Genomic DNA, 22,930 nt, shown 5'->3' with positions numbered 1-22,930 from the left:
TTTTTTTTTACAATTGATGGCACGTAATAAGAGGGTTCTTCCATCTATATATTGAAAAATAATTAGGGGAAAGAACATTATTGGATGATAAGGGTGGTTGTCATGATCAATACAAATGATGTGGTTGCGAAAATTGTCAAAGAATTACACCAAGAATTAGAGTTTTCCGGGGCAATCTTAATAAAAAGAGAAAATGACATTATCTACGAAAATTCGTTTGGATACGCTAACCGAAGTGAAGGTATAACCAATACACTACAAACAAGATTTGGAATCGCTTCAGGATGTAAAATATTTACTGCAATCGGCATATGTCAACTCGTTGAGAAAGGTTTACTTTCTTTTCATACAAAGTTAACAGATTGTTTAAGTATTGAATTTCCAAACTTCGATAAAGACATTACAATACATCAACTTTTAACGCATAGCTCTGGTATTCCGGATTATTTTGATGAAAGTGTTATGGATAATTTCGAGGATCTTTGGGAAAAAACGCCTATGTATCTATTAAAAGGTTTAAGAGACTTTTTACCATTATTCCAAAACAGTAATATGATGTTTGCCCCAGGAAGTAAGTTTCACTACAACAATGCAGGTTTTATCATACTTGGATTAATTATAGAACAACAGTCAGGACTTGAATTTACGGAATATATAGAAAAGAATATATTTGTTCCAGTTGTCATGAATGATTCGGGTTATTTTTCTTTAGATAATTTACCTAAAGATACAGCCCTTGGATATATAAAAGATGGGAATAATCAAAAATGGAGAACAAATGCATACTCTATACCTATTAAGGGAGGTGCTGATGGCGGTGCCTACGTTACCGCACCAGACATGTTGAAATTTTGGAAGGCTCTATTTAACAATGAAATATTAAGCCACCAATTTACAAATTTACTTTTAACTCCTCATATTTCAGTGAATAATAGCCAGTCTTACGGTTATGGAATATGGATTGAGAAAAAACAGAATACCATTTTTAAATATCATGTAATGGGATATGATCCAGGCGTTAGTTTTCGCTCGGCCATATATCCAGACTTAGGAATTACATTAGTTATTCCATCAAATAAAGGAGTAGGACCCGAAAAATTAATGACAGAAATAGAAGGAGCTTTTTAATTACATGAATATAAAAATTAGAGCATATAAAAAAGAAGACGAAATAGGTTGGGTACGTTGCCGTGCGTTATCGTTTTTAGATACAGCATATAATGATAACGTATTTAGAGAGAAAGAAAAATATGAAAATCCTGCTATTGAATTAGTAGCTGTACACGAAAATCAAATAGTGGGTTTGATAGATATTGAATACGAATTAGAAGAACGTACTGTTTGTTCAAGAGGAACTGGTCTTGGCGGTATGATTTGGCATATTGCAGTTCATCCTGATTTCCGTAGAATGAAAATTGGTGATCAACTATTACATGAAGCAGAAAAGATAGCTAAAGAACTTAAGCTAAATCGACTGGAAGCATGGACTAGGGACGATCTATGGGTACATGGATGGTATGAAAAGAACGAATTTGTAAACGTAGATTCATATTTACATGTTTATTCCGATCATACAGACGAAATAAAAGGTTTAATAAATAGTAATATAAAACAGTTATATCCGGTTCAAACATTTGCTCATTACACAGGTGAAAATAAAGAAGAGATAAGGCAAAAGTTTAAACGGGTTCATGATTGTATCTGCTTTGAAAAATATTTTAGTTAATGCGTGATAAGCAATAAATTAAAAACCTTCGTTTAATTTACAAAATGAAGGTTTTCTTTAATGGGCTGTAATTCTATACAGATAAAAATCAAATTATACGCACGTAAATTTTTCAGTTGAATATTTAAATTGTAATTTGTATGGTTATATATAAAAATAATGATATATAGTTTTGATATTGATCTGAAGGGATGTGTTAGCAGTTTGCATTTGATCAGCGGTAGTGTGTTTATTGTTTTGGGAGTTATCTGTTATTTGATTGTACGAAGTATTTTAATTGGGATGAAAAATAAAAAGCATGTAAATTGGTGGAAAGAATTAATTAGTTTTCTATTTGTAGTATACATTTGTATGGTTGTTGCAGTAACTTTATTCCCTTTACCAATTGGCTTTCCTTCTAGTATTGAAAATCTTAGTCGTTCAGTCAATATTATTCCCTTTGCATCAATTATTAAAGATATTGGTCAAATAGGGAGTGCTTATGATGGTGATGTCCTATTTATGACTAGTTTAATCGTAAGAAATGTAGGCGGGAATATTTTATTATTAATGCCTTTAGGATTTTTAGCGCCAATAATATGGGATACATGTAAAAAGAGCAAAAATATAATTTTATTAGGTTTTGTTATATCAGTTTGTATTGAATTATTACAATTAATTGAGTCGTTATTTAGTGGATGGGGTCGCATTACTGATATTGATGATGTAACCTGTAATGTTCTAGGTTCTATTCTTGGATTTATTATTTATAAAATGGCTTTAAAAATAGCTGCTAAATTTAACATTCAAGTATTAGATAAGGCTAATTCTAAAGGTGTAGAATCTATTGATAACTAAAAGTTTAAAAGAGTTCATGGATATACTTGTTTTGAATAAAGGTATTAAAAGCGTACGAGTAAAAAGTACGTCTTTTGATTTTTATAAATAATGCTTAAGACTGATGGAAGATTACATTCTATATTTTACAATTAAAAGTGGCTATTGCATTTCAAGTATGGAATAAAGAAAGGAGAATATAATTTTTAAAGGGAAACGTGTAAATAGGGGGAATTTAATTGGATATTATCGTTGTTATTCTTATTATCGTTTTAATGCAAGGTAAAGAACGTAAAGTGAAAATTAATCGTATTTGGCTCGTTCCAGCTTTATTGTGCTATGTAACAGTTCAGTCCATTGTTCACATGGAACAAGTAACTTTATTGCAAGGACTTCTCTTCGTTGCAATGCTTGGAATTGGATTGGCCCTGGGGATTATTAGGGGGAAAACTTTAACATTTCGGTTAGATAGTGAAACAGGTCATGTATTACGAAAAGGAAATTGGTTAAGTACTATTATTCTCCTTGTTATTTTAGGTGCAAAAATCGTGATTAAGCAAAGTATGTTTTCTGGCAGTACGTATTCTACATTAATGGTTGTAACGAATGCTTTTTTATGTATTACATTAGGTACCGTGATTAGTAGACGTTATTATATTTGGAAAAAATATAATGAATTAACACAAAAAGTATAAAAATATTCATCCCTTGTTTATCAATACTGTGAACGGCAATACTAAATAACATTGAACTTTTACAACAAGGGATGATAATATGATATTTATTTACACAGATTTCGGCGGAACACATACAACATCACTAGCTGCAGCGTATCATTTGAATAAATTACCAACTGATCGTAAGTTAACGAAAGAAGAAATTTTGAATGTAGATTACTTCAATAAATTAAAAACAGAAGATATGGGGAAAATTATTTTTCATGGAATAGACGAAAATGGTAATCCTGTTTATACGATTGGATGCGGCGCATCAAAAGTTGTTGTACCTGCGATGAAACATTTAGGAGAGATTCTGCAAAAACATTATCAAAGTCATGAAAAGATTATTTTTTCTAATACATCACCAACAGTGCCTTTACCAATGACTTTCGGTGGTCTGTTTTCTAGAAGGTTCCACATTGACTTTATCGGAGTACCGTTACTTGTATGGGGAGCAAAAATTTGCTGTGATAACATACAAAGGCTTGTTAATTATACGAAAGAAGCTGGCCGATTGACGAATGATTATGTTGTAATTTTAGATAATCAAACTTTTAAATAATGTATTATTAGGGGGAAATCGGGGAAATATCCTGATTTTCTTTTTTTATTTGTGAATTAGACAAACAATATTCACATTTATCATATATCTACTATAGCCAAAATATTAAAGTCCTGTTACTATTACAGGGGATATTCTCTTTTCATAAGATAAATATATAGAAAAGTCAGAAAAGGGGAATTGAATAAGGGAGGAACAACATGAAGCGTGTTGCTTGGATTACTGATAGTACAACTGCGAGTTTTACAACAGAAGGAGATAACTTTGTTATCCCAATTGAAGTTATTATCGATGGAGTGTCGTATAAAGATTGTGAAGAAGGAATTCATGAACGTCTTTATGAAGCGTTAAATGATGGAAGAACGGTTACTACTTCACAACCTAACATAGGGGAAATGGTAGAGTTATTTACGAAATGCAAAGAAGAATATGAAGAAGGCTTTGCAGTTGCTATTAGCGGAAAAGTAAGTGGGACCTATCAAAATATGAAGCTAGCTGCTGATATGGCAGGTTTCCCTTTAACTATATTAGATAGTGAAACGACAAGTTATCCAATGGATGAACTTATGAGAAAAGCTAAAACGTTATACAATGATGGTATGACTTTACAAGATATACACAAAACATTAGTAGATGAAAAAAGAAGACCTTTTTATGTATTTCCAAAGAGCTTAAAAGGTTTATATGCAAGTGGTCGTGTAAAGGGAGTTCAATTCTTACTTGGAAGTTTATTAAGTGTCAACTTAATCTTAGAAGTAAAAGGCGGAGAACTTTTACTTGAAAAGAAAGTGCGTAAAATTCAAAAATGTAGAGAATACATTAAAAATGAGCTTGAAAAAGAATTACCAAAAGTACTTCATATGTTCTATGCTAACGATAAAGATGGGGCTGAAGAATGGATTTCAGATATTAAACAAGCATTTCCTGAAATGGATTTCAAACTGTATCCATTACCAATTTCATTTGCTGTTCATGCCGGTGAAGGTACAATAGCAATTAGTTATTAAAAGGAAAACCCGTGAATGATTCACGGGTTTTTTTTATTATATAAAATCTTAATTACATCAACCTCATATCATAAATAATAATGTATAGATAAAAGGATTTTCTCCTTTTAAAAAAGAAGTATGTATAAACAAAAATTATAATGGTAGTGATATTATGAAAATCGGAAAGTTTGGAGAAATAAATAATATAAGTATAGATACAATTAGACATTATATGGATCTCGGACTAATTATTCCTGAAAAAAAGGGTGGCCACTATTTTTTTGATGAATATTGTCAAAAAGATGTAGAGCTTATATTAGAGTACAAATGGCTAGGTTTTAGTTTGAATGAAATTAAAAAACTTTTTCTTTATCAAAATTTAGCGAAATCTATGAATTACGAACAAGATACTCTTTACCAATCTTTATTTAAATCAAAATATGAAATGTTTGAACAAGAAATACAAGTTTTAGAGGAGAGAAGGGATAAATTAAAAGAAGTGTTAAATGATTTATCGCTAACAAATGAAACTCCGAATTCTATTATTGGGATAGATTTAAGCGTACTTCATTTACTTACATGTTCTAAGTGCAGCAAAAACTTAATTCTTCAAAATGGAATTATTAATTGCAATCAAATTACAGAGGGAAAGTTAATTTGTAACTGTGGGGAAGAATACATTATTACTTCAGGTATTCTAACAGCCGGCAATTTATTTAAAGCATATGAGCGATCTTCACTTGAAAGTTCTATTTCAGATTATATTCATGAAACTGATAATGCATATTTGGAAAATATGCATAGAGAAGGAGAATGGGCGAAAAAGAAACTAATGCAATTAGATTTAAATAACAAAATACTACTTGATATAGGATCGGGTCTTGGGTTCTTTTTGCGAAATATTTATGAAGAACTACCCGAGGATTGCTTATTTATTGCAGTTGATCGAGATTTGAATAAACTACTATTTTTAAAAGATGTATTAGAAAGAAGAAATCCGAAAAGAAACATTCTCTTTATCTGTGCTGATTTTTTAAGTATACCTATTCAGAATCAGTCTGTTGATATTGTAATTGATCAGTCTGGTACTAGTAATTATAGTTTTGAGCATGAGAATTTTTTACTTCACAAATTAAATTCTCTTTTAAAAGCTGATTGTTATTTATTAAGTTTATTTATTTTATTTAAAAATTTTAGCATAAACAGCCAAATTGAAACTAAGTTTCGAGAAAATTTTACACTTTCAAAAGTAACGAAAGAAATCCAAAATCTACAGTTTCAATTCATTGATGAAAGAACTTCAAATTATTTGGATCGAGGCGGAAAGTACGAGGATTTCTTTGTTCAAGGAGAAGAAATTTATACATATTCATTTTTCGGAAAAAGATGGAGTTAACCCCATCTTTTTTTATTTCTTTGTAGTAATTTTTAAACACAACATATTGATATTGGGTTGACCCGAGAACTTACACTGTACGTAATACAAAGTTCAGTGGGAGGGAAATGTTATGGGAAGTTTACAATTACATATGGAAAATAAAAAAAGCAACCAAGAACTAAGAAATATTTGTCTCTATTCAATTGCGAAAACAGTATCAATATCCGGTAGTTCTATTTATAGTTTCGCATTAGGATTATATGTTTTACAAATAACTGGATCTGCGTTAAATTTTGCGATTACGCTCATTTTAGGAACGATTCCAATGATTGTTATGAATCCATTTGCCGGTGTAGTTGCTGATAAGGTTGATAAAAAGAAACTGGTTGTTTGTATGGATTTACTAAGTGGATGCTTATTAATAACGGTTTATATATTAAGCAGCTATTATGGATTAAACTTATTCATCATTTATACTACTACCTTTCTTATGACGGTATTTACAACATTCTTTGGAATAGGGTTAGAAGCCGCAAAACCAAATATTGTCTCTAAAGAGAGGCTAATGAGTATTAACTCTATAAGTAAAATTATCGATTCTGTATCTTTAATTCTCGGTCCTATGTTAGGTGGCATCGTTTTTGCAGTCTTTGATATTAAAATTTTTATAATTATTAACGGTATTTCATATATTCTTTCGGGTATATCCATATTATTTATTCATTTTAAACTGTTCGAGTTCAACATAAATGAGGAATGCTCAAAACGGAGAATTAATTTTATTACAGATATAAAAGAGGGGTTTTCTTACTTAATTGAAAAGGAAAGTTTAAAGAATACGTTTAGTATTTTAATTTCACTTAATTTCTTCTTAGGATTTGCTGTAACCGTTCCATTACCATACATTATTAACACAGTTCTCAATCTTAGTTCTAAGCAATTTGGTATCATTCAAGGAATTTTTCCAGTAGGGATGATAATTGGTGCAATTTTAGTAAAAAAGATAACTGATCGTTTTTCTTACTCTTATCTTTTGAAAAAGCTAAGTTCTATGCTGGCAGTTTTTATGATTATTTCAGGAATTCCAGTTTTATTCAAAAATATTGAAGTAAATGATTTTGTATACGTTATTACGTATTGTGTTGTTATGTTCTTTTTAGGGCTTATTATAGCGCTAATTGATATTCCTTTAATTTATTTCATGCAAAAAGAGATTCCCGATAAATATAGGGGAAGAGTGCTTAGTATTGGATTAAGTTTAGGGAAAATGATGCAGCCAATAGCACTCGCAATATCAGGTATATTATTAAACCATATTCCAGCCTATACTATTCCAATTGTAGGAGGAATCTTATATTTAATATTGAATCAGGTTTCTTCAAATCGTTTAACATTAGAACTTCATTCGAAAGATTATAGCGCTTAGTAGTTTCTTAGTTTATTTATAGAATGGATACTGCCATATCACCACTTAGCTAAAAAAACAACTACCCCGAAACGAAAAAATGAACTAAATTCCTATGGACAATTATGAAAAGATTACATTTCAGTTTTGGGGATACTTCAAAATTGTAGGTTGCTGAGTATGAATGCTATTTCTAAATATAATAAGAAAATTTAACTGTATTGATTGACCTTCCCCTTACAGGAACCAGTATATTTAAAGTAACTAATAACAGGAGGTGATTGTTATGCTTTCCATTGGTGCGTTTTCAAAAATATCACATCTCACAATGAAGACGCTGCGCTACTATGATGAAATTGGACTTTTAAAGCCTGATTTCATAGACGCTAATAATGGCTATCGCTACTATAATATTTCTCAATTAGAAACAGCTTTATTGATTACACGATTAAAAACCTATTTATTTTCACTGGAAGAGATTAAAGATCTTTTAACAAATTGGGAGAATACTGAGTTTCTTAACTCTAAAATGAAAGTCAAACAAGAAAATCTAACACAACAAATAACATTTTATTCTTCTTTATTAAAAAAGTTAACGCTTGATATTCAACAATTAGATGAAGAGGAAAGTATCATGGGTTACTTAAATCATATTGAGATTAATCTTGTAAATCACTTAACCTATAATATATTATCTCAGCGAAAACAAATGAATACCGCTGATTTTTTAACGCATTTTAATGAGTTGTTTAGTAAAATTTCATTTGAAAATTTATTACCTATTGCAAAACCACTTGCTATATTCCATAGTTCAGAATATGTACCTGAAAATTATGATGTAGAAATTGCGATTCCTCTTTCAGAGGCCACAAATAAAACAAAAGTGTTTAATCCCGGCCTTTGCGCAATGGCTACACTTATTGGATCTTACGAAGAATTGCCTTCTATTCATACAAAGCTACATGTTTGGGTTAAAGAAAATAACTATAAACTGAATGGCACTCCGTTTGAAGTTTATAAAACGAATCCTTATAGCACACCGGAGGAGAAAAATATCATAGAAGTATATTTTCCCATAAAATGAATAAATAAAGGGGCGTATCACAATGTATGGTATAAACCGGCCAACAATAAAAGAAAAAATCTTGATTTTAGTTGCTGAGATTATCTATTTAATCATCGCGTATTATTTACTTTTCATTACTCATGCCAAATCAGGCGTTTCACTAGGACTTTTTATTGCTTTAATTATTACAGTTTTACGATTAACAGCTATGATGTTTATTTGGTTACCTAGAGGGATTGCATGGCAAGAAGCAATTATGAACAGTATTGCTTTTGGGATTTATTATTTAGGTTTCCCCATTTTAATGATTACTAGTAAACAGGATCCAAACTTAATAGTGCTTGTTATAGGGTGGATGTTGTTTTTAGGAGGGAGTATATTAAACACAGTTTCAGAGTTACTTAGAAAACCTTTTAAAGACAATCCTGCAAATCAAGGTAAGCTATATACAGGCGGTTTATTTAAATATGCAATTCATATTAATTATCTTGGGGATTGCCTTTGGGTATTAGGCTTAGCGCTAATCTCTAACAATATTTATAGTTTGCTAATACCTCTAGGCCTATTCATAGTATTTGTTTTTGACTATATTCCAAAATCTGATGATTACTTACAGAATAAGTACGGAGAACAATTTACAGTATATAAACAGAAAACAAAAAAACTAATACCGTTTATTTGGTAAATTAATTTCATAAATTATAAAAAGCGCAGGATCACCATCCTGCGCTTTTCTATCGTAATTCAGCTGTTTTTCTAATAACAATCTTATCGATATCATCCTCTTCATCACCAATAAATAATCCACGTTCTTTTAAATATGTTTCGAAGTATAAATCTGCTTCTGCACGTTCATCGTATGGCTTTACAGAAAGAACGAAACCTAATTTATTTTGCTCCTCTAAATGAGAAGTGGAGATGTATGCCGGTACATTATGTCGTAAAAAGAGCTCTTTAGCAGGAATGATCATATCTTTCATTAACTTCGTTAACATACCCATTTCAAACTCAAAATTAAAGCGATCTATACTAGATAAATCCGCGAACACTACACCAATAAAACCTGTATTAAATACTTCTTGATATTCTACTTCTTCGTTACCGTAAAAATTTTTTTCAATTAAATAATTTATAAAATAAGAAACACCATCACTTTGTTCAAAAGGTTTTGTTGAAAGAACGAAGCCGATTTTCTTTTGTTTATGTAAATACACACATGACATGTATGCAGCGATATTATGTTCTTTAAATAATGCACTCGTTGCTCCAGATAGACCATCTAATACGTGATGAACAATTTGAAGTTTTTTACGAGCGAAATAATAGGATTTCTTTTGTAACTCCAATGTATCAATAAAGACAGAGCCGATAAAGCCTGTATTTGAAATAATAGGTGTTTGCTTTTTTCTTCCTCTGCGCTTTGCTTGAGTCATTGTTAAAATCATCCCTTCATGTACAATTAAAATAAAAAGAACGTTTGTTCGTATATTTATATTTTACTATTAAAACGCTCTAAAGTAAAGGGTTTTTGATGAAAAAACAACAAAAAAGACACCTGTAAAAGGTGCCTTAAACGCTGTAGGGAAGAGGGTTCATCCCAACTATTTATATTATGATACAGAAACAATCTCTTCTGTATCTTCTACATCTAAATGACAGTCCATAGTACGAACATCTTGATCCTCATGACTTCCGAAATAAATAGTAATTTTCATATGTATCGCTCCTTTATTCTAGGAATACCTAAAATAATTACTAGTAATGTTAATATTTATTATATACCACTTTTTTCATTCCGACAACGTTATATCATTTTTAATTCTTTTAGGGCGCAAAGAGTGATTTATAGAGATATTTTTATAGAAATAGGTACATTTCTTATATGTTATATTTAATACTGAAGGATTCGAATACGAATTTTTATGAAAGGAGCAAAATTAATGAATTATAAACAGTTACTAATAGATAATTTCACATATAAAACCTCATATATTGCGCGGCAAGTACATGGAATGGATGTAAAAGAAACGAAGGATTACATTACTGTCGACTGTGGATTACCTGCAGATACATTTAATATTATTACACTACTAAATAGTAATGTAACGGAAGGGATCGAGAAATTATATAAGGAGGTAGAATGCTATAATCAAAAAAAATTTCCAATGAGTGTTTGGTTTTGGGATGATAAGCAAGAACAGACTATAAAAAGCGAATTAATCAAACTTGGTTTAAAAGAAGCAGAACAGAATATCGCGATGGTAGCAGACTTAAGAAAAATTCATCCAACAATAGACATTTCAGTAGGTTTTACAATACAAAATGCAACATCGCCAGAACAAATAAAACAATTTGGCGAAACGTTAGCAGCTTTATTCGGTACATCAACAGAAGGTACTCAAGTTCAAGCATACTATAATCAAATTGCTTCTTTAGATTTATGGAATAGTGATGCCATGAAACTATACTTAGGCCTTTATAAAGGGAAGGTAGTATCTGTGGGCTCTCTAGTTTGTACGGAAGATAGCGTTGGTATTTATGATATAGCGACTAAAGAAGATATGAGAGGAAAAGGATTTGGTTCTATTATGTTCAATTTCCTGCTGCAAGAAGCAAAACAACTAAAAAATAATTATTGCGTATTACAAGCTTCACCTGATGGAATAAACATTTATAAAAAATCTGGCTTTCAAGCCGCAGGACAAATTACAGTTTTTGAAAATCGACATTTAATTGAATAATTCATCCAAATTAAATCGCTTTAAATATAGGAGTAAACATACCGTTATGAAGAAAATATCTATAATTACAATCATCTGTTTCTTTATTGTAATTAGCACTTTTGTTTTTCAGCAATTAAATGAACAAAAATATACAAAAGCCATTAATCAATCAAATCATATTAAAAATATTGCGCATAGAGGGGCTTCTGCATATACACCGGAACATACATTAGAAGCGTATCAATTAGGACAGCAATTAAAAGGTGACTATATAGAAATAGATCTCCAAATGACAAAAGACGGACATTTAGTAGCTATGCATGATGAAACATTAAACCGCACAACAAACGGTACTGGTTTTGTAAAAGATCATACATTAGATGAAATAAAACAACTGAATGCAGGTTCTTTTTTCAATAAAAAGTATCCAAAGTTAGCAAAGAAAGAATTTGAAAATGCTAAAGTTCCAACACTAGAAGAAATTATTGAAACGTTTGGACATAATGCTAATTATTATATCGAAACAAAATCACCAGATGAATATCCTGGAATGGAAGAAAAATTATTAGAAATTATAAATCTCTATCAAATAAGTGATAAAGTTATTATTCAATCATTTAGTGAAGAAAGTCTACGAAAGATTCATAGTTTAAATGCCAATATACCGTTAGTACAATTATTATCATATAAAAAAGCAGTTCAATTAACAGATTTAGAAATAAAAAACTATAAAACATACTGCATTGGCCTAGGCATGAACTACAAATATATTGATGCAGTCTATGTGAAAAAAATAAAGAAACATAAATTAGCAGTTCATCCATTTACAGTAGATAATGAAAAAGATATGGAAAAGTTACTAAAATGGGGTGTAGACGGGATGTTTACTAATTATCCGGATCGTTTGCATTCGATATCGCCTTAAAAAAATCATAAATAAAAAGAATCCAAGTATTATTGGATTCTTTTTATTTTCACTTCCTGGTTATCCTTATAAAAATAAGATGTTCCATTCTATTTTTACAAAATAAATTAGAAGGTAATTAAACTGTAATTAATTTTATCTTTGTTTTTTATACCTTTTTGATACACTAGATACAAGAGGAATGCCAATTAGGGTAGGTAAGAACCAAAACCATATTGGTGGTAGTAAATTTATAATAGGAATATACATCCCAATGTTCACTAAAAGTGCGGTCACTGCACCAATGTAGGAGCCTAGCATACCTCTAATATGATGCCCTAGCCAATTTTTCCATCGCTGTTTTCTTGCGAGATATCCGTAAATCGCAAATGAATAGGAGATAATTGCTACATAAAATAAATATGCGATTTTATCCCAATTTAATATGGACAATATAATTGCAGTAATGGTTATAACAACATAGGATGCATGATATATTTCGCCCCATTCTGTATGCTTTCCTTTCTTTTTTTGAGCAAGCATCGCTACGATACCAGTGATTAAGCATATTGTTCCAAATAAAATGTGTATGGTTAAAATCACGTTAAAAATGCTCATAAAAATTCCTCCTTTTTTATTTTTATAGTATTGCAGTATAGGAGAAAAGTTGAAAAACATTGTTAGTTTGGCTTAATATATTGAAATATAGGTACTCTTAGAACAAAACGAAAAGATTAAATTTTTTCTCAAATTTAGTGAGACGAGTATTACGTTAAATGAAGGAGAGACTTCTATGTTTACATCTATCACATATTTACAATCTGGGGATGATAAGCAACAAAAAGTTTACGAAGTTATTAATAAACTAAACATAATGGAGGATTTAGCTCTATATAGCCCTGTACTTTGCGGGACAATCCCTATTAGAATTGATATCCTTCATTCTGACTTAGACATTGTAATGGAAGTACATAATTATGATTTTTTTGAACAGGAAATTAGATCATTGTATGGCTCATACGAAGGATTTGAAATGAAAAAGAAAAACTTTAAAAACATTTTAACAATAAAGGTGAATTTTAAATTTGAAGGTTTTGAATTTGAATTATTTGCTCAACCTCAGCCAGTACGTAACCAAAATGCATATAAACATATGATAGTGGAGCACATGCTATTAATGCAGCACCCACACATTAGAGAAGAAGTAATTGAATTAAAAAAACAAGGCGTAAAAACAGAACCGGCTTTTGCACAAGTATTAAAAATTGACGGAGATCCTTATGAAGAACTTATTTTATTAGGACAGGAAATGAGATTGTGGTAAATAAGGTACACAAAAAATCCTCTTTATATAAAAGAGGATTTTTATTATACCATTAACTTACGAATCAAATTACTTAATATATAAATACCTTGAGCAATTTGTTCAGTGGAAGCATATCCATACGATACGCGTATGCACTGATCCGATTCTTCTTCATAAATACGTCCTGGGTTTAAAAGTACTCCCTTTGATAGGGCCTCTGAAAACAGTTTTTTCATTGGAATGTTAGGTATAACCGTTAGCCATATAAAAAATCCACCACTTGGGATATCCCATGTAGCAATATCTGCACAATACTTGTCTAAAGCTTGTAACATCATTCGTCTGCGCTCTTTCAGGTGGATCCTTACGTTCGCAACGTGTTCTTCATAAAAGCCTTTACTTAACCATTCCGCAGCAACTCTTTGAGATAAAGAACTCGATCCATAGTCTGTTTGCATTTTTATGTCTGATAATCTATCAATAACTGGCTCTGGTCCGATAATCCAACCAATTCTAAGTCCTGGACTAAGCGTTTTAGAGAGACTACCAATATATAATACATGTCCATGTTTATCCATTGATTTTAACGGAGGTGGAGGTAGTTCATCAATCCATAACTCACGATAAATATCATCTTCAATGATAGGCAATTGTTCTTTTTCACAAATTTTTAGTATTTCTTTTCGACGCTCTTTGGACATTAATGCACCCGTTGGATTTTGAAAACAAGGAATCGAATATAAAATATTTTTCTTTTGACTATAATTAATTCGTCTTATCAAGTCATTAGGAAAAATGCCATGATGATCCATCTGTATTCCAGAAAGGTGAATATTAGCCGATTGAAATACATGTAGCGAATATAAGTAAGATGGTTTTTCAAGTAAAACAGTTGATTCTCTATGTAAGAGACCGATTGATATTAATTGTAATGCCTGCAATGCACCAGAGACTATTAATACAGAACTTGGAGATGTATTTATTCCGAATGATTTTACATAATTACTTATCGCTTCACGTAAAGGGAAATATCCTTTTTGTTCCTCGTATCCGAAATAATCTAGCTCCTCACATACGTTTCCCATAATGAATTTCATGGTTTCTAACGGGAAAAGATGAGGTGCAAGTTCTCCTTTACTAAGATGAATGAATTTTTTATTTGCTTCTGCTTCATTAATTTCTCGAACCATTAATTTACTCGGTTTATGAATACCGGCTTTCACATATTCACTCCAATCAGGCGGGGGATTAGTCGCTAATAATGACCATGTATTATTCATTACAATTGTCCCCGCTCCAGCTTTCCCTTGAATTAAGCCATCTGCCATAAGTTCTTCTAGCGCAGTTATTACAGTACTACGATTGACATGAAATAATTTCGCTAACTGCCGCTGACTAGGAATCTTACTTCCAATTGTCCATTCTCCGTTTTCAATCTTTTCCTTCATATAGTCTATTATTTTGCGATATTTTGGCGGTCTTTGATCGGTAGACATATTAACAAACTCCCTCATTCATTTTAAAAATACAAAGTGGTTGGTTTTTTAGAGGAATAACTGGTTGAAGACATTGTATCAACTATTAAATATGATGAAAAGAAATAATTGGTAATTATAAAATGGCTGGTTTATTGGAGAGGGAGAGAAAATATGCATAAAAAAAAATGGGATTTTCGTATTGTATGTGCTCACGCTTTTACGATTCTTATATGGGGGACAGCTTTTCCAGGAATTCGTATGGGGCTTGAAGCTTACACGCCTGAACACCTCACATTGCTACGATTATTAATCGCTTCTTTGATTCTTCTACTGTTTTCGTTTATATACAAATTACGTTTACCCGACTTAAAAGATATTCCAGTAATTTTTATATTTGGCGCTCTAGGATTTACTATTTATCATATTGCACTGAACTACGGTGAAAAGAGTGTGAATGCTGGACCTGCTAGTTTAATTGTATCTGTAACACCTATATTAACGGCAATTCTTGCTTCTGTTTTTTTGAATGAAAAAATGAAATTAAATGGTTGGATCGGTGGTGTAATTAGTTTAGCAGGAATTGCTTTTTTATCATTCAGTCAAGGAGATTCCATTCAATTGAATAGTGGGGTATTCCTTATATTATTAGCGGCATTTTCAGAAAGCATATTTTTCGTTTTCCAAAAGTCGTACTTAAAAAAGTATGGTTTCTTGCCATTTACAATATATACAATTTGGTCTGGTACTGTATGTATGCTTATTTTTTTACCTGGGATTTATGAAGAAATCGTAGCAGCTCCTATAGAAATTACTTTGAGCGTTATATATTTAGGTATGTTTCCGACAGTACTTCCGTACATTGCATTAGCATACATTACATCCCATGCTGGTGCATCTGAGGCAACTAGCTCTCTATATTTAACACCAGTAACTGCGTGTTTTATCGCTTGGATATGGTTAGGAGAGGTGCCCACTGTTGTTTCGATAGCTGGAGGAATCATTACTATACTTGGAGTTGTGATTGCTCATTTAACATTTAAAAAAGATAATTATAAGCAAATCGAGAGCGAAAAAGTATGGTAAAACTCTTCTGCGAGTAGTTGCAACTTGAAAGTAACAATATTGAACTAATATGGGGTTTTTAATATATATATAATGGAAAATATCTATATTAAAATGCACTAGTCCAGCATTTGTACGGAATTTAATTATACTGTTAGATGATTATCAGAGTAAGAACTAGTATAATACTAGTTCTTTTTATCGACACACTACCCACCATTAATATTTGCTTAGAATTGTATAGATTTTAATTTTTTCCACATATACATAATTATCTTACCTATGAAAGGGGAACGTTTCTTGAAGAAAGTTTTATTTTTCGGAGACCCAGGTATTGATGATTCATTTGCAATTATGTACGGATTACTACATCCTGAAATTGAAATTGTTGGTATCGTAACTGGATATGGAAATGTTGAACATATACATGCCGCTCATAATGCAGCTTATATTTTACAGTTAGCAAACAGACAAGATATTCCTGTAATTAGCGGGGCAACAAAGCCACTTACAAATGAAATTACAACGTATTACCCTGAAATTCATGGACCAGAAGGATTAGGACCCATACATGTACCGGAAAGTGTGTTATCTATTCCGATATACAATTTTGGTAGTATTGCTGCGATTCTTGTAAAGTATGGAGAAGATTTAACAATTGTCGATGTAGGAAGATCTACCTCGTTAGCAATTGCTTTTAATTTATGGAACGACTTGATGTTAAATGTAAAAGGAATTTATTTTATGGGCGGTGTCTTTTTAGAAGCAGGGAATGTTACTCCATTAGCAGAGGCGAACGTGTACGGAGATCCTATAGCAAGTCAAATTGTATTTCAGCAAGCGAAAAATATAACGTTATTCCCTTTAAATGTAACAAATAAAACAGTTTTAACCCCAAATGTATTTACTTATATTTTAGCTAATACAAAAAATTCATTTAAGCCAATTATGAAACCAATGTACGATTATTATTTATCAGCATACCAAAAGCTCAATCCATCTATTGAAGGGCCATTATTACACGATGTACTTGCTATAAGCGGTTTGGTGAATCCTACATTTTTAAATTATACATCCCGAAAAGTGACTGTGGATATATACGGTGAAACGAAGGGACAAACTTTTGCTGATTTTCGCCCACACTCTAAATCTGAAGGAGCGCGTATAGCGTTACAATTAGATGAGGAAAAATTTATACAGGATTTTATGAAAATCATGTTATAGGTTGATGTCGAAAAAGGGAATCATTTCACTCCGTTGAATATAAAAGATAAATTCTCTTTTTAAAGGAGCTTAAAATAGTGAACATCCAATTAAAAATTGTTACGAGAGAAAATTGGGAAGCTGCATTAAAGTTACAAGTTAAAGAAAATCAAATGCAATTTGTTCCAGCAGTGGCAGTATCACTTGCTAAAGTATACATAAAACCAGATGGTGAAAATGTCGAATATATTCCATTCGCTATATATGATGGTGACCTTATAGTCGGTTTTATTATGCATGCTTTTGTACGTGAGTCAACAGATATGTATTGGATTAACGGATTTATCGTTGATAAAAAAGAGCAAGGAAAAGGATATGGAAAAGCAACATTACAGGAAATCATTAAATTAATAAAAAATAACTTTAAAGAGTGTGAGGAAATTAGATTAACTGTCCATAAAGATAATATTTCTGCAAAGAAACTATATGAATGTTATGGTTTTAAACCATTAGGAAATGTATATGACGGTGAGGAAGTATATCGCTTATTGTTGTTGAATTAAAGATGTGCGATTTTCAATAAAGTTATATCGTGTATTTATAGTGAAAAGGCAAAGGATATCTAGAATTGAAAGATCAATTAAGTAACTGATTAGAAACAATAAGTTGTTTCGGAAAAGGGTCAAATTGAGGAGAATTGGTTTTACTAATCCATATAAATTATTACAAATGAATTCACGCAATTATTTAAACATTTTATTATAAAACAGTATTTATATATACTTAAACTATCATTAATAAAAACATCAATGGAGGAACTATTATGAAAGAGAGCAATAAAAAAGAGTTGTCACTAGAGCAACGTGAAGAATTACTACAAACATTGAAAGATCGTTTTGAGAATAACATGAACCGTCATAAAGGGCTAGAATGGGCTAATGTTCAAGAGAAGTTGGATGCTAATGCTGAAAAGTTGTGGTCGCTCAATGAAATGGAAAGAACTGGCGGAGAACCTGATGTTATTGATTTTGATAAAGAAAAAAGCGAATACATTTTTTATGATTGTTCAGCAGAAAGTCCTAAAGGTCGTAGAAGTGTTTGTTATGACCTTGAAGCGCTAGAATCAAGGAAGAAACATAAACCAGAAAATAACGCTATTGATATGGCAACTGCTATGGGCATTGAACTATTAACGGAAGAAGAATATCGGGCGTTGCAAAATCTTGGGGATTTCGATTTGAAGACATCGAGTTGGATGCAAACACCTTTTGATATTAGAGAACTTGGCGGTGCCCTTTTTTGCGATTATCGCTTTGGACACGTCTTTGTGTATCATAATGGGGCAGAATCTTACTATGCCGCAAGAGGCTTTCGTGGTTCGCTAAGAGTCTAAAATTTGTACAGGCAGGTAAATTTGAAATAGAGAATAGAGTTACCTAGGGAAAAGTAGTGATTGCATTCTTTTGCTATCGGTTTCGATTTTGAGTCCGCGAAGAATAGGGCTAATCAAACCTTTTTGTAAAAGAATGAATCAACTAAAAATATTAAGAGTATGTTTTGATGATTTATTTTCATAAACATACTCTTTTTTAGAATCGTTTATCAAGATTATTAGTTTCAATTAAATTGTAAACGCGAACATGTAAAATTCACACTTGCAGTTATTCATAATGTTCATCCATATGATACACCTATGATTTATATTATCCCGCTTTTAAATGACAATTTTTGAGCAAGTATAAAGTGAATGATTAGGAGGAATACGAAATGAAAAGTAAATTCCATCATATTGTACGAGCAATCATGATAAAAGATGAAAAATTACTAGTTGCTGAATACATAGGACATCACTATTTTTTACCCGGTGGCCATGTTGAGATTGGGGAATCAGCAGAGAATGCACTAATAAGAGAGTTACGCGAAGAACTTGGAATAACATGCAGTATAAAACAATTTTTAGGCGTCATAGAAAATAAATGGCAAGCTAAAGAAACTCTCCACCATGAAATTAACCACATTTTTGAAATAGATTCTAATGAATTGAAATCTGATTTTACTCCAATATCTAAAGAGTCCCATTTAGCATTTCACTGGATTGATTTTAATAAAGAAAACATAAATTCTTATATAATAATGCCGGCACCTTCAGTAAAAGAATTACTAGAAAGAAAATTAAGTGATGAACTATTAACTTGCTGGATTAGTAACTTTTAATTGACTCTATTTATATTAATTACATCCACTAAAAGAATATAAAGAAAATAGGCTCATAAACAAGGTACATCACCTAGTGTAAAGTCATATTTTGTTGATGTACGCATTTAGTCTATAGCCTTATTTCTACTTTGTTTTTAAAAGTAAATAAAGTTAAAAGTATGGACGGAATTTACATTTGTAAATGGAGGGTTTCATAATGAATGAGTTTCAACAAGAACTACAAGCATTAAACCTTAATGATTATCAACCTGGTAATGTTGTGTATTGGGATCAGCAACAAAATCAATATCCATATTATTACATCCAAGACGATGCACGTCGTTGTGGCGGATGCGGTGGACGTTGTGGTGGCTGTGGTGGTCGCTGTGGTGGTTGTGGCGGCGGACGTTGCGGTGGTTGTGTAGGTTGTGTTGGCTGTGTTGGTTGTTTCAGCTGTTCTAATTGCTGGAGCTGGTGGATTATTTAAGTACAGAATAATATTTCATATGAAAGAAAAGTGTAAATACCAGTTTATGTTGTGTTAACGCTTTTCTTTCATGCTATCATTTTTTCGTTTTCATTTTAGGGGGAACTTATTTGTACAAATATGAGAAATTAATTTCATGGGTAGAAAATATTAAAGAAACTAATCAAAGTTCTGCGGCTGCACTTTGTATTATGAAAGATAATAAAATTGTACTAGAGCACTATAGTGGAAAGCATTCAAATACTCCTACTAGTAAAAAAATAAACATATCTTCACAGTTCAATGTCGCTTCCGCAAGAAAAAGCTATTTAGGATTAATGGTAGCTTATGCAGTTTATGAGGGGAAAATAAAATCTCTTGATGACGAGGCAGTAAATTATTTTAAAAAACATGATCCTTCATTACTTGGTAAGACAACGATAAGACACTTAGTAACTCATTCACACGGTTTAAATGAAAACGATGAGGGGACAGTTTTTCGTGAATTTGAATCGGGACAAGCTTGGGCGTACAGAGATATTAATGTAAGAATGGTAACGCAGCTTATTTATCAGCTGTATAATAAGAGTTTTCCTGAATTATTAAAGGAGCGTGTATTCCTACCTGCCAACTTCAATGAAACTGGATGGAGAATAGAACATAATGAAAATTTAGTTAAGGTTATTGTAAATCCAAATGAAGATGCTATAGAAAGTGTCGGTGCAGTAGATGACGGCTCCGAGAAAAATTTGTTTGTCTCTGCGAGAGAACTTGCATACTGGGGGAACCTGCATTTAAATAACGGGTTCTTAGATGGTAAACAAATTGTGCCAAAAGAAGTTATAGAACTTGCTACGAGCTTACAAAGTCCAGCGTATAAAAATAAAGAACTACCTCAAAACGGATTATTTTGGTTCGTTCAAAATGAACCTGCTTTATTTAGCGAACTTGGTGAGCGAGTTCCGAAAGGTTCCTATCAAATATTAGGAATTACAGGACCCACGATATTAGTCATTCCAGAATATAATGTCGTCGTTGCTAAAATGTACAATAAAAGATACAACTATGGTGGGGATAATTATTTATATTATTTACGTGAATTTAGCAATTTAGTCACTGATACATTTAGTAGCAGTAAAAATAATACGGTTAGGGCATAACTACTCCTATAATAAAAAGGAGTGAACTTTAATGAAAAATGAAGTGAATAAAAATAAAAAGCAAAATATAAAGGATGTAAACACAGAACAAAACGCGATTTATAGCGATCCGAAAGATGCAGCAAATATGCAAACTGTACCGCAGCCGAAAGATTTCGAGGAAATTGAATATTAATTTTCTCTCCGACTTATTTATGAAAGAAAAATACGTCTTAAGTCTCATCACTTTCCGCAAATTATTTGATAACATATGTACATAAGCATTTGAAAATGTCTTATCTTAACAAAGCTTTCTTTAAATACATCTGTATATAACCTAAAAAAAGGCACTTCTTGATGAAGTGTCTTTTTTGTGTAAACTAACTTAATTTCCATTTTCCGTACGGTATCGTGCAATTTATCATGGATATACTAATTGTGAAAATTCATGTCATGATAAAAGAAGGGGACAGTTAGTATGAAACAATCATCTATAAATCCGTTGCTAATTGTTCTAGGTACAATCATTGTTCAAATTGGCCTAGGAACAATTTACACATGGAGTTTATTTAATCAACCCCTTGTAAGTAAGTTTGGATGGAACCTCAATTCAGTCGCGATTACTTTCTCAATTACGAGTTTTTCTTTATCATTCTCAACTCTATTTGCAGGAAAGCTACAACAAAAATTTGGACTCCGTAAACTAATCGCTACTGCAGGAATTGTTTTAGGACTCGGTTTAATACTTAGTTCACAAGTTTCCTCATTACCATTACTTTATTTATTAGCTGGTGTTGTCGTTGGATATGCTGATGGAACAGCGTATATTACCTCACTATCTAATTTAATTAAATGGTTTCCAAACCGTAAAGGGCTTATTTCTGGTATATCTGTTTCGGCATATGGAATGGGAAGCTTAATCTTTAGATATATAAACGGAAATCTTATCAACAGTCTTGGAGTATCACAAGCATTTTTATATTGGGGTATTATCGTCTTACTTTTAGTGTTGACAGGATCATTCTTCTTACGTGAAGCAATTGTAAGTAACACTGTAACTGAAACATTACACAATGATTATACGCCGCGTGAAATGATGAAAACAAAACAAGTATATCTCTTATTTTTCATGCTATTTACATCATGTATGGGCGGACTGTATTTAATCGGTATGGTAAAAGACATTGGGGTGCAGCTCGTCGGCCTTAGTGCAGCGACTGCCGCAAATGCCGTCGCAATGATCGCAATCTTTAATACAATAGGTAGAATTATTCTCGGAACGTTATCAGATAAAATAGGCCGATTAAAAATCGTCTCTGCTACATTTATTATTATTGGATTGTCCGTCTTCACTTTAAGTTTTATTCCGCTAAATTACGGGATTTATTTTGCTTGTGTAGCAAGTGTTGCCTTTTGCTTTGGTGGTAATATTACTATATTCCCAGCCATTGTCGGGGACTTCTTCGGATTAAAAAACCATAGTACAAACTATGGGATTGTTTACCAAGGTTTCGGATTTGGTGCACTTGCAGGATCATTCATTGGAGCACTACTTGGCGGATTTCAACCAACCTTCATTACAATAGGTGTTCTATGTGTAATATCTTTCGTTATCTCTATAGTAATCCGCCCTCCAAATGCAGAAAAGGAGAAGGAAATACAATCGTTAAATCGAAAAATAGCTTAATGCTAAGAAAGAGTCCTTATGCAGGGGCTCTTTTTAAAAGGTTATCTTTACATTATAAGATAATGTGTAAACAATGTACTCCACATCAAAATAAAACCATGTAAA

25 protein-coding genes and 1 pseudogene are annotated in these 22,930 nt (G+C 31.7%); 23 read left to right on the top strand and 3 right to left on the bottom strand.

Annotated elements, in window-relative coordinates; all coding sequences use genetic code 11:
• Nucleotides 1-102: 102 nt before the first annotated feature.
• The 10 genes from BAU27_RS27465 (at nt 103) to BAU27_RS27415 (ending at nt 9,346) form a co-directional block, all read left to right on the top strand.
• Nucleotides 103-1,128: a serine hydrolase domain-containing protein gene (locus BAU27_RS27465; RefSeq protein ID WP_071772633.1), complete on the top strand. Its 1,026-nt coding sequence runs from the start codon at nt 103-105 to the stop codon at nt 1,126-1,128.
• Nucleotides 1,129-1,132: 4 nt separating this feature from the next.
• Nucleotides 1,133-1,726 carry a GNAT family N-acetyltransferase gene (locus BAU27_RS27460; RefSeq protein ID WP_071772632.1) on the top strand — a complete coding sequence of 198 codons (594 nt, stop codon included), beginning with the start codon at nt 1,133-1,135 and terminating at the stop codon, nt 1,724-1,726.
• 159 nt (nt 1,727-1,885) lie between these two features.
• The gene (locus BAU27_RS27455; RefSeq protein WP_483295358.1) at nt 1,886-2,563 is read left to right on the top strand and encodes a VanZ family protein; all 678 of its coding nucleotides are present in this window, start codon (nt 1,886-1,888) and stop codon (nt 2,561-2,563) included.
• A 218-nt stretch (nt 2,564-2,781) separates the two neighbouring features.
• Entirely contained in the window at nt 2,782-3,237 is a 456-nt protein-coding gene (locus BAU27_RS27450; RefSeq protein WP_071772630.1) for a CcdC protein domain-containing protein, read from the top strand.
• Nucleotides 3,238-3,316: 79 nt separating this feature from the next.
• Nucleotides 3,317-3,823, top strand: a complete 507-nt coding sequence (locus BAU27_RS27445) for a DUF3189 family protein (protein WP_071746067.1) — start codon at nt 3,317-3,319, stop codon at nt 3,821-3,823.
• A 200-nt stretch (nt 3,824-4,023) separates the two neighbouring features.
• Nucleotides 4,024-4,830: a DegV family protein gene (locus BAU27_RS27440; RefSeq protein ID WP_071746066.1), complete on the top strand. Its 807-nt coding sequence runs from the start codon at nt 4,024-4,026 to the stop codon at nt 4,828-4,830.
• Between the two features lie 154 nt (nt 4,831-4,984).
• Entirely contained in the window at nt 4,985-6,208 is a 1,224-nt protein-coding gene (locus BAU27_RS27435) for a methyltransferase domain-containing protein (protein WP_071746065.1), read from the top strand.
• Nucleotides 6,209-6,320: 112 nt separating this feature from the next.
• Nucleotides 6,321-7,616: an MFS transporter gene (locus BAU27_RS27425; RefSeq protein ID WP_071772629.1), complete on the top strand. Its 1,296-nt coding sequence runs from the start codon at nt 6,321-6,323 to the stop codon at nt 7,614-7,616.
• 265 nt (nt 7,617-7,881) lie between these two features.
• A complete protein-coding gene (locus tag BAU27_RS27420; RefSeq protein ID WP_071772628.1) occupies nt 7,882-8,679 on the top strand; it encodes a MerR family transcriptional regulator in 798 nt (265 codons plus the stop codon).
• Nucleotides 8,680-8,701: 22 nt separating this feature from the next.
• Complete coding sequence (locus tag BAU27_RS27415) at nt 8,702-9,346, top strand: methyltransferase family protein (RefSeq protein ID WP_071772627.1); 645 nt, start codon at nt 8,702-8,704, stop codon at nt 9,344-9,346.
• Between the two features lie 49 nt (nt 9,347-9,395).
• Here BAU27_RS27415 and BAU27_RS27410 read toward each other — a convergent pair whose 3' ends face one another.
• Nucleotides 9,396-10,094 carry a hypothetical protein gene (locus BAU27_RS27410; protein ID WP_071772626.1) on the bottom strand — a complete coding sequence of 233 codons (699 nt, stop codon included), beginning with the start codon at nt 10,092-10,094 and terminating at the stop codon, nt 9,396-9,398.
• 507 nt (nt 10,095-10,601) lie between these two features.
• Between BAU27_RS27410 and BAU27_RS27405 the strand changes: the two genes are divergently transcribed.
• Together BAU27_RS27405 and BAU27_RS27400 are read left to right on the top strand one after the other, a co-directional pair.
• Nucleotides 10,602-11,402, top strand: a complete 801-nt coding sequence (locus BAU27_RS27405) for a GNAT family N-acetyltransferase (protein WP_071772625.1) — start codon at nt 10,602-10,604, stop codon at nt 11,400-11,402.
• Between the two features lie 46 nt (nt 11,403-11,448).
• The gene (locus tag BAU27_RS27400; RefSeq protein ID WP_071772624.1) at nt 11,449-12,309 is read left to right on the top strand and encodes a glycerophosphodiester phosphodiesterase; all 861 of its coding nucleotides are present in this window, start codon (nt 11,449-11,451) and stop codon (nt 12,307-12,309) included.
• A gap of 135 nt (nt 12,310-12,444) precedes the next feature.
• Here BAU27_RS27400 and BAU27_RS27395 read toward each other — a convergent pair whose 3' ends face one another.
• Nucleotides 12,445-12,906 carry a DUF2306 domain-containing protein gene (locus tag BAU27_RS27395; RefSeq protein WP_071772623.1) on the bottom strand — a complete coding sequence of 154 codons (462 nt, stop codon included), beginning with the start codon at nt 12,904-12,906 and terminating at the stop codon, nt 12,445-12,447.
• A 175-nt stretch (nt 12,907-13,081) separates the two neighbouring features.
• Here BAU27_RS27395 and BAU27_RS27390 point away from each other — a divergent pair, with 175 nt between their 5' ends.
• The gene (locus tag BAU27_RS27390) at nt 13,082-13,612 is read left to right on the top strand and encodes a DUF4269 domain-containing protein (RefSeq protein WP_071772622.1); all 531 of its coding nucleotides are present in this window, start codon (nt 13,082-13,084) and stop codon (nt 13,610-13,612) included.
• A gap of 44 nt (nt 13,613-13,656) precedes the next feature.
• Here the strand turns inward: BAU27_RS27390 and pdxR are convergent, their stop codons facing one another.
• A complete protein-coding gene (gene pdxR, locus BAU27_RS27385) occupies nt 13,657-15,090 on the bottom strand; it encodes a MocR-like pyridoxine biosynthesis transcription factor PdxR (RefSeq protein WP_071772621.1) in 1,434 nt (477 codons plus the stop codon).
• A 153-nt stretch (nt 15,091-15,243) separates the two neighbouring features.
• Between pdxR and BAU27_RS27380 the strand changes: the two genes are divergently transcribed.
• From BAU27_RS27380 to BAU27_RS27340, 10 genes and pseudogenes are all read left to right on the top strand, one after another.
• Nucleotides 15,244-16,155 carry a DMT family transporter gene (locus BAU27_RS27380; RefSeq protein ID WP_071772620.1) on the top strand — a complete coding sequence of 304 codons (912 nt, stop codon included), beginning with the start codon at nt 15,244-15,246 and terminating at the stop codon, nt 16,153-16,155.
• A gap of 279 nt (nt 16,156-16,434) precedes the next feature.
• On the top strand, nt 16,435-17,358 hold the full coding sequence (locus BAU27_RS27375; RefSeq protein WP_071772619.1) for a nucleoside hydrolase: 924 nt from the start codon (nt 16,435-16,437) through the stop codon (nt 17,356-17,358).
• Between the two features lie 77 nt (nt 17,359-17,435).
• On the top strand, nt 17,436-17,900 hold the full coding sequence (locus BAU27_RS27370) for a GNAT family N-acetyltransferase (RefSeq protein WP_071772618.1): 465 nt from the start codon (nt 17,436-17,438) through the stop codon (nt 17,898-17,900).
• A gap of 260 nt (nt 17,901-18,160) precedes the next feature.
• Nucleotides 18,161-18,730: a DUF4256 domain-containing protein gene (locus tag BAU27_RS27365; protein ID WP_071772617.1), complete on the top strand. Its 570-nt coding sequence runs from the start codon at nt 18,161-18,163 to the stop codon at nt 18,728-18,730.
• Between the two features lie 225 nt (nt 18,731-18,955).
• Nucleotides 18,956-19,069, top strand: a pseudogene (locus tag BAU27_RS33085) (cytochrome C biogenesis protein); the annotation flags it as partial.
• A 35-nt stretch (nt 19,070-19,104) separates the two neighbouring features.
• Nucleotides 19,105-19,551 (top strand): NUDIX domain-containing protein, encoded by a 447-nt coding sequence (locus tag BAU27_RS27360; protein ID WP_071772616.1) that lies wholly within the window; start codon nt 19,105-19,107, stop codon nt 19,549-19,551.
• 199 nt (nt 19,552-19,750) lie between these two features.
• Nucleotides 19,751-20,020: a heterocycloanthracin/sonorensin family bacteriocin gene (locus BAU27_RS27355; protein WP_071746051.1), complete on the top strand. Its 270-nt coding sequence runs from the start codon at nt 19,751-19,753 to the stop codon at nt 20,018-20,020.
• Nucleotides 20,021-20,130: 110 nt separating this feature from the next.
• On the top strand, nt 20,131-21,159 hold the full coding sequence (locus BAU27_RS27350) for a serine hydrolase domain-containing protein (RefSeq protein ID WP_071772615.1): 1,029 nt from the start codon (nt 20,131-20,133) through the stop codon (nt 21,157-21,159).
• 31 nt (nt 21,160-21,190) lie between these two features.
• Nucleotides 21,191-21,334 carry a hypothetical protein gene (locus BAU27_RS32540; RefSeq protein WP_002013225.1) on the top strand — a complete coding sequence of 48 codons (144 nt, stop codon included), beginning with the start codon at nt 21,191-21,193 and terminating at the stop codon, nt 21,332-21,334.
• 282 nt (nt 21,335-21,616) lie between these two features.
• Entirely contained in the window at nt 21,617-22,825 is a 1,209-nt protein-coding gene (locus BAU27_RS27340; protein ID WP_071746049.1) for an L-lactate MFS transporter, read from the top strand.
• Nucleotides 22,826-22,930 lie beyond the last annotated feature (105 nt).

The organism is Bacillus sp. NH11B (genome assembly GCF_001884205.1).
Lineage (GTDB): Bacteria > Bacillota > Bacilli > Bacillales > Bacillaceae_G > Bacillus_A > Bacillus_A proteolyticus.
Note: the sequence above shows the minus strand (reverse complement) of the source record. Positions and strands in the feature narration are given on the sequence as shown.

Excerpts from the sequence above, each read along its gene's own strand:
- BAU27_RS27440 (WP_071746066.1), top strand. The coding sequence starts at position 4,024 with ATGAAGCGTGTTGCTTGGATTACTGATAGTACAACTGCGAGTTTTACA.
- BAU27_RS27395 (WP_071772623.1), bottom strand. The coding sequence starts at position 12,906 with ATGAGCATTTTTAACGTGATTTTAACCATACACATTTTATTTGGAACA.
- BAU27_RS27380 (WP_071772620.1), top strand. The coding sequence starts at position 15,244 with ATGCATAAAAAAAAATGGGATTTTCGTATTGTATGTGCTCACGCTTTT.
- BAU27_RS27415 (WP_071772627.1), top strand. The coding sequence starts at position 8,702 with ATGTATGGTATAAACCGGCCAACAATAAAAGAAAAAATCTTGATTTTA.
- BAU27_RS27435 (WP_071746065.1), top strand. The coding sequence starts at position 4,985 with ATGAAAATCGGAAAGTTTGGAGAAATAAATAATATAAGTATAGATACA.
- BAU27_RS27460 (WP_071772632.1), top strand. The coding sequence starts at position 1,133 with ATGAATATAAAAATTAGAGCATATAAAAAAGAAGACGAAATAGGTTGG.
- BAU27_RS27365 (WP_071772617.1), top strand. The coding sequence starts at position 18,161 with ATGAAAGAGAGCAATAAAAAAGAGTTGTCACTAGAGCAACGTGAAGAA.
- BAU27_RS27340 (WP_071746049.1), top strand. The coding sequence starts at position 21,617 with ATGAAACAATCATCTATAAATCCGTTGCTAATTGTTCTAGGTACAATC.
- BAU27_RS27405 (WP_071772625.1), top strand. The coding sequence starts at position 10,602 with ATGAATTATAAACAGTTACTAATAGATAATTTCACATATAAAACCTCA.
- BAU27_RS27355 (WP_071746051.1), top strand. The coding sequence starts at position 19,751 with ATGAATGAGTTTCAACAAGAACTACAAGCATTAAACCTTAATGATTAT.
- BAU27_RS27465 (WP_071772633.1), top strand. The coding sequence starts at position 103 with ATGATCAATACAAATGATGTGGTTGCGAAAATTGTCAAAGAATTACAC.
- BAU27_RS27410 (WP_071772626.1), bottom strand. The coding sequence starts at position 10,094 with ATGACTCAAGCAAAGCGCAGAGGAAGAAAAAAGCAAACACCTATTATT.
- BAU27_RS27360 (WP_071772616.1), top strand. The coding sequence starts at position 19,105 with ATGAAAAGTAAATTCCATCATATTGTACGAGCAATCATGATAAAAGAT.
- pdxR (WP_071772621.1), bottom strand. The coding sequence starts at position 15,090 with ATGTCTACCGATCAAAGACCGCCAAAATATCGCAAAATAATAGACTAT.
- BAU27_RS27425 (WP_071772629.1), top strand. The coding sequence starts at position 6,321 with ATGGGAAGTTTACAATTACATATGGAAAATAAAAAAAGCAACCAAGAA.
- BAU27_RS27420 (WP_071772628.1), top strand. The coding sequence starts at position 7,882 with ATGCTTTCCATTGGTGCGTTTTCAAAAATATCACATCTCACAATGAAG.
- BAU27_RS27400 (WP_071772624.1), top strand. The coding sequence starts at position 11,449 with ATGAAGAAAATATCTATAATTACAATCATCTGTTTCTTTATTGTAATT.
- BAU27_RS27445 (WP_071746067.1), top strand. The coding sequence starts at position 3,317 with ATGATATTTATTTACACAGATTTCGGCGGAACACATACAACATCACTA.
- BAU27_RS27455 (WP_483295358.1), top strand. The coding sequence starts at position 1,886 with ATGATATATAGTTTTGATATTGATCTGAAGGGATGTGTTAGCAGTTTG.
- BAU27_RS27390 (WP_071772622.1), top strand. The coding sequence starts at position 13,082 with ATGTTTACATCTATCACATATTTACAATCTGGGGATGATAAGCAACAA.
- BAU27_RS32540 (WP_002013225.1), top strand. The coding sequence starts at position 21,191 with ATGAAAAATGAAGTGAATAAAAATAAAAAGCAAAATATAAAGGATGTA.